This is a genomic window from Micromonospora sp. NPDC002411 (genome assembly GCF_053592955.1).
This window is the reverse complement of the sequence record NZ_JBSFBM010000395.1, coordinates 1-5,586: the sequence shown is the minus strand read 5'-3', so window position 1 is coordinate 5,586 and position 5,586 is coordinate 1. Positions and strand designations below refer to the sequence as shown.

5 protein-coding genes are annotated in these 5,586 nt (G+C 73.7%); all 5 read right to left on the bottom strand.

Features of this window, described 5'->3' with window-relative positions:
• On the bottom strand, positions 1-866 hold an 866-nt coding region (locus ACWCO3_RS30610), incomplete at its 3' end, for an HpcH/HpaI aldolase/citrate lyase family protein (RefSeq protein ID WP_450013348.1).
• A complete protein-coding gene (locus tag ACWCO3_RS30605; RefSeq protein ID WP_450013346.1) occupies positions 866-2,053 on the bottom strand; it encodes a CaiB/BaiF CoA transferase family protein in 1,188 nt (395 codons plus the stop codon). The genes ACWCO3_RS30610 and ACWCO3_RS30605, both read right to left, overlap by 1 nt.
• Complete coding sequence (locus ACWCO3_RS30600; RefSeq protein WP_358167965.1) at positions 2,050-4,008, bottom strand: SUMF1/EgtB/PvdO family nonheme iron enzyme; 1,959 nt, start codon at positions 4,006-4,008, stop codon at positions 2,050-2,052. The genes ACWCO3_RS30605 and ACWCO3_RS30600 overlap by 4 nt, the downstream gene beginning before the upstream one ends.
• Entirely contained in the window at positions 4,005-4,835 is an 831-nt protein-coding gene (locus tag ACWCO3_RS30595; RefSeq protein ID WP_450013343.1) for a PfkB family carbohydrate kinase, read from the bottom strand. The genes ACWCO3_RS30600 and ACWCO3_RS30595 overlap by 4 nt, the downstream gene beginning before the upstream one ends.
• Before the next feature lie 28 nt (positions 4,836-4,863).
• Complete coding sequence (locus ACWCO3_RS30590; protein ID WP_088989673.1) at positions 4,864-5,436, bottom strand: hypothetical protein; 573 nt, start codon at positions 5,434-5,436, stop codon at positions 4,864-4,866.
• Between the last annotated feature and the right edge of the window lie 150 nt (positions 5,437-5,586).

Sequence of the window (5,586 nt, the reverse complement as noted above, 5' to 3'; positions counted from 1 at the left end):
AAGTTATTGCCACGACGCGCCGTGGAAAGTGGCGATAACTTCATGATCAACGGAACGAAGGGGGGCGGCAGGGGCGGGCGCTGGGCGGCGGCCACCATCGCCCGGTCCGCGAACCGGCCGTCGGGCAGGACCACGGTCCCCGAGTCCCGCAATTCCGCGTCCGCCACCGCGGCCAGCAGTTCGGCGGCGCGGGCCACCTCCTGCTCGGCCGGACGGAACGCCTCGACGATCACCGGGAGCTGGCGCGGGTGGATCGCCGTGCGGCCGAGGAACCCGAGCCGTCGCCCGACCGCGCACGACGCGGCCAGACCGTCGAGGTCCACCACGTCGGCGTACACCGCCATCGCCGGTGGGGTCAGGCCGGCCGCGCGGGCCGCGACCACCACCCGGCCGCGCGCCCAGAGCAGGCCGTCGTCGTCACTCACCCCGAGGTCGGAGCGCAGGTCGGCCTCACCGAGGCCGATCGAGGCCACCGCGGGGTGGGCTGCGGCGATGGGGTACGCGGACTCCAGCCCGACTGCCGACTCGATCAGCGGGTGCAGGGGTACGTTGACCCGCTCTCCGAGGGCTGTCACCGTCGCGGCCGACTCGACCTTCGGCAGCCGTAGCCCGTTCAACCCGGGCCGGCCGGTCACCGCCATCAGGTCGGCGTCGACGTCCGGGCCGGTCAGCTCGTTGACCCGGACCTGCACCGGCACCGGGTGCGTGTCGGCGAGGAACTCTGCGACGGCGTCGCGGGCGTACGCCTTGCGCCCGGCGACCACGGCGTCCTCCAGGTCGAGGATGACCGCGTCGGCGCCCGAGGCGACCGCCTTGGCGAACCGGTCCGGGCGGTCACCGGGCACGTAGAGCCAGCTCAGCAGCATCAGAGCACGCCCCGTTCGCGCAGCGCGGCCAACTCCTCGTCGGTCAGGCCGAGCTCCCCGAACACCGTGTCGGTGTCCTGACCGTGCCGCCGTCCGGCGTGCCGGATCTCGCCCGGTGTCCCGGTGAGCCGGAACGGCACGTTCTGCATCCGTACCTCGCCCAACTCCTCGTCCGGCACGGTGCGTACGGTGCCGAGTGCCGCGTACTGCGGGTCGGCGAGGATGTCCCGTACGTCGTAGACGGGCGCGACCGCCGCCTGCGCCTCCTCGAACGCGGCCACCACCTCGTCGCGGTCCCGTTGTGCGACCCAGGCGCCCACCGCGGCGTCCAGCTCGTCGGCGTGCGCGGCCCGGCCGCTGCCGGTGGCGAACCACGGCTCGTCGACCAGCTCGGGTCGGCCCACCAGCCGCAGCACCCGTTCGGCGATGCTCTGGGCGCTGGTGGAGACCGCCACCCAGCGCCCGTCCGCGCACCGGTAGGTGTTGCGCGGGGCGTTGTTGTTGGACCGGTTCCCCAGCCGGGGCTGGACGTAGCCGATCTGGTCGTACCAGGTGATCTGCGGTCCGAGCATCGCCATGATCGGCTCGATGATGGCGAGGTCCACGACCTGCCCGGTGCCGGTGACGTCCCGGGCCCGCAGGGCCAGCATCACCGCGTACGCGGCGGCGAGCGCGGTGACCGAGTCGGCCAGCCCGAAGGGCGGCAGGGTGGGTGGGCCGTCCGGTTCCCCGGTGGCCGCCGCGAAGCCGCTCATCGCCTCGGCGAGCGTGCCGAACCCGGGCCGGCGGGCGTACGGGCCGACCTGCCCGAAGCCGCTGATCCGGGTGACCACCAGCCGGGGGTTGACGGCGTGCAGCTCGGCCGGGCCGAGCCCCCACCGCTCCAGGGTGCCGGGGCGGAAGTTCTCCACCAGCACGTCGGCGTCGGCGAGCAGCCGGAGCAGCAAAGCGGCACCGTCCGGATCGGACAGGTTGAGGGTCACGGTGCGCTTGTTGCGGCCGAGGACCTTCCACCAGAGCCCCACACCGTCGCGGGCCGGGCCGTGTCCCCGGGACGGGTCCGGCTTGACCGGATGCTCCACCTTGATCACGTCGGCGCCGAAGTCACCGAGGAACGCCGCCGCGAGTGGGCCGGCGAACAGGGTGGCCAGGTCGACGACCTTGACGCCGTCCAGCGGTGCGGTCACCGGGTCACCTCCGTGGTCTCGGGAAGGTCGGCCGCGCAGCGGAAACCGACCTGGTCGGAGCGGGTGAGACCGGCGCCGGTGAGCAGCAACTTCACCGAGACGTCCGCCGGTTGCGGGCCGCCGTCGAGGTACCAGTCGGAGCCCTCCGCCCGGTAGGCGGCACCACCCTTGAGGATGGCGAAACGGGTACGGCCGTCGGAGTGCTCGCTGTCGGTCAGGTTCCACACCAACGGCTCCCGCCGTACGAGCAGCCCCGCCTCGGCGGCGACCTGCCACTCGTCTTCGGTGGGCAGCCGCAGCCCGGCCCACTCCGCGTACGCGCGCGCGTCGGAGAGCTCCACACCGGTCACCGGGGCGTCGGCCGGTCCGCTGCCCGCCGTGAACCGTTCGGGGCGCACCGGGCGGTAGCCGCTGGCGCGCAGGAACTCGGCGTACTCGGAGTGGGTGACTTCGCGGACGGCGATGGCAAAGCGGCCGAGCTTCACGCTGCGCCGCATCGTGCCCGGGTGGTGCAGTCGGGGCGGCAACGGCTTCCACTCGTCGACGTAGGGCGCCTCGCCGTACAGCCCGGTCTCCCGCACCCGGTGCCGGACGACGAGGTCCCGTCGGCCGCCCTCGACGGCGACCATGCCCGACGGCACCTGCAACCGGGGTGCCCACGGGGTGCGGACGCGTACCGCCTCGCGGGCCGGGAAGGCCGGGTCGCCGGTCGGCGGCTCGTGCTGGTACGCGGCAGCGGTGCCGGCCGCGACGGCCGCGATCGCGCCGGCCGGGAGTGGACCGCCCACCGCGAGTCGACCGTCGGCGGTCTCGGTGACTGTCAGCTCGACACCGGTGACCAGATCGACGAAACGTCGCCCGGCGCTCGGGTCGACGACCAGCCACGGGCCGTCGTGGTCCGCGCCCCGGTTCACCACTGTCCACAGGGGCCGGTCGTCGTGCGTCCAGCGGGACGCGTACACCTGGCCCTGGCCGGGGTGGTCGGCGAGCGGCACCCAGTCCTCGGCGCGCAACCACGCGGCGTGGCTGCTCTGCACCCGGCGCATCGCCCGCAGCACCGCGCGGTCCCGCTCGTTCCAGCCGACCCAGACACCGAAGACGCTTTCCCAGACCAGTACGCCGACGCCGTTGAGCCAGGCGGAGTGCAGCTCGTCCAGGTGGTCGCGGTGCCAGCGCCGGGTGTGGTGCAGCACGTGCCGCCGCTCGAACCACTTGGCCCGCAGCACACCGGGCACCTCGGAGTCGGCGAACCACTGCGCCCAGGACATCGCGTGGTCGGCGATGCGGGCCAACGGAACCCGGCTCTCGCCCTCCAGGATCATGCCGGGGCGGACCGCGTCCAGCGCGGCGCGCAGCTCCCCGGCGCCCTCCTTGAGGGTGTCCAGGAAGACCCCGTCGACGCCGAGCTTGCCGGCCAGCTCGGCGACCTCCTCGGCGTCGGTGCCCGTCTCACGGCGGGTGCCGGTGTCCCACGGGTTGTAGTCGACGAAGACCCGCACCCCGCGTTCCTGGAACGCGCGCACCACGTCGGCCAGCTCCGGTACGTCCCGGTACCAGTCGAACTGGTTACGGTCGTCCAGGCCGATAACCGGGTACGCGTGCCAGAGCACCACCCCGTCGAAGCCCCCGAAGTCCCGGCCGGCCGCGTCGAGGAACCCGTCGACGGTGAAGACGCCGCGTTCGTGGTCGTAGAGCGCCTCGTCCCAGAGCCAGGCCAGGCAGACGCTGAAGCAGTCGCCGGTGATCTCGTCGTAGTGCTCGCCGACGTAGCCGATCCGGTCCCGGGCGTCGGCCCGCCAGCGGGTGATCTGCTCCCGCCAGGCCGGCCAGTCCGCCGGGTCGCCCGGCGCGGCGAAAATCTTCGCCTCGTCCAGGGTGCTCAGGTCGGCGTGCCCGCCCAACGGCACCTCGGTGGGCCTGTCGATCGGGCGCGGGACGTACGGGTTGAAGCTCACTGGGCACCTCGGTAGGTCGCGTCGTAGAGGGCGTCGATGACCGGCCGGTCGGGCAGGGCGGTGGACGCCCCGGGCCGCTGGGCGCAGGCCGCGCCGGCGGCACAGGCCCAGCGCAGGCTCGCCGTGACGGTGTCCTCGCTGACGGCGCCGCCGCGCTCGGCCCAGCCCACGGCGAGCGCGCCGGTGAACGCGTCGCCCGAGGCTGTGGTGTCGACCGCTTCGATCTGCGGCGCCGGGACCGCGAGACGCAGGCCGCGCCGGTCGGCGTACGCGGCGCCGCGCGCGCCGAGGGTCAGCACCACCCGGGGCACCAGCTTCAGCAGCGCGTCGAGCAGCACCGGTGGTTCGTCGGAGGAGACCCCGGCCACGACGGCGGCCTCGTGTTCGTTGACGACCAGCACGTCGACCAGGTCGAGCAGTTCGGTCGGCAGCGCCGCGGCCGGGGCGGCATTCAGCACCACTGTGGTGCCGTCGGCCCGGGCCCAGTCGGCCGCCTGGGTCACAGCGGTCAGCGGCACCTCCAGTTGGAGCAGCAGCACGTCCGCCGCCGCGATCGTGGCCCGGTCGTCGGCGTCCAGCTCGGTCAACGTGCCGTTGGCCCCGGGCGCGACCACTATGAAGTTCTCCGCCTCCCGGTCCACGCCGATCAGCGCCACGCCGGAGGGACCGGCGACGGTCCGCAGGCCCCGGACGTCCACGCCCGCGCCGACGAGGCTCGTCCGCAGCTGCGTACCGAACTCGTCGTCGCCGACCGCACCCACGAAGTCGCAGGCCGCCCCGGCCCGTGCGGCGGCGACCGCCTGGTTGGCGCCCTTGCCGCCGGGCACGGTCCGGAAGCCCCGAAAGGGGTACGCCTCAGAGCATCGGACGGCCGACCACCGAGGCGACCAGCCGCGCGAATTCCTCCAACCGGGCGATCTGCCCGGCCCCGCCGTCGTCGAGGGTCTTGCCGAAGCGCAGCGCGTCGTGTCGTGGCGTGCCGGCCATCTCCTCGCTCGGCGGCGCCTCGTCGAGTGAGGTCAGCAGCAGGTAGACGTCGATGCTGTCGACCCGGATCTCGCCGCTGTCGGACCGGTTGAGCCGCCGGCGGCAGCCGACCTCGGTGATGGTGGAGACCGGCACCACCCGCAGCGACGACGTCATCGACCCGGGCGGACCCTCCTCCGGCGGCACGTCCTCGCCGTGCCAGAGGATCAGGCGGCTGCCGTCGCAGACGACGACCTCCTGCCACACGCCGTTGACCTCGTTGACGAAGCGCTCCAGCGTGAAGCCGAGCACCGACGCGCCGCGCAGCACACCGCCGAGCGCCTCCAGGGCGACGTCCGGGTCGCGCAGGTAGGCGCGCGCCGCGGACTCGAGGTCCTGGTAGGGCGACCAGTCGGGGAAGACCGCGGGGAGGTCACCGCCGCCGTAGCCCGGTCGGCTCATGCCGGCGCCTCCCCCTGCTCGCCGCTGCCGACGCCCAGCTTTCTGGTCACGGCCTGTCCATCTCCCCCGCACGACCACGTCAGCGGCACAACGGCCCCGGACCGCTGTGACTTCTCGGCGCGCGACCAGGCCGGGGTCGTGGATGAAGAC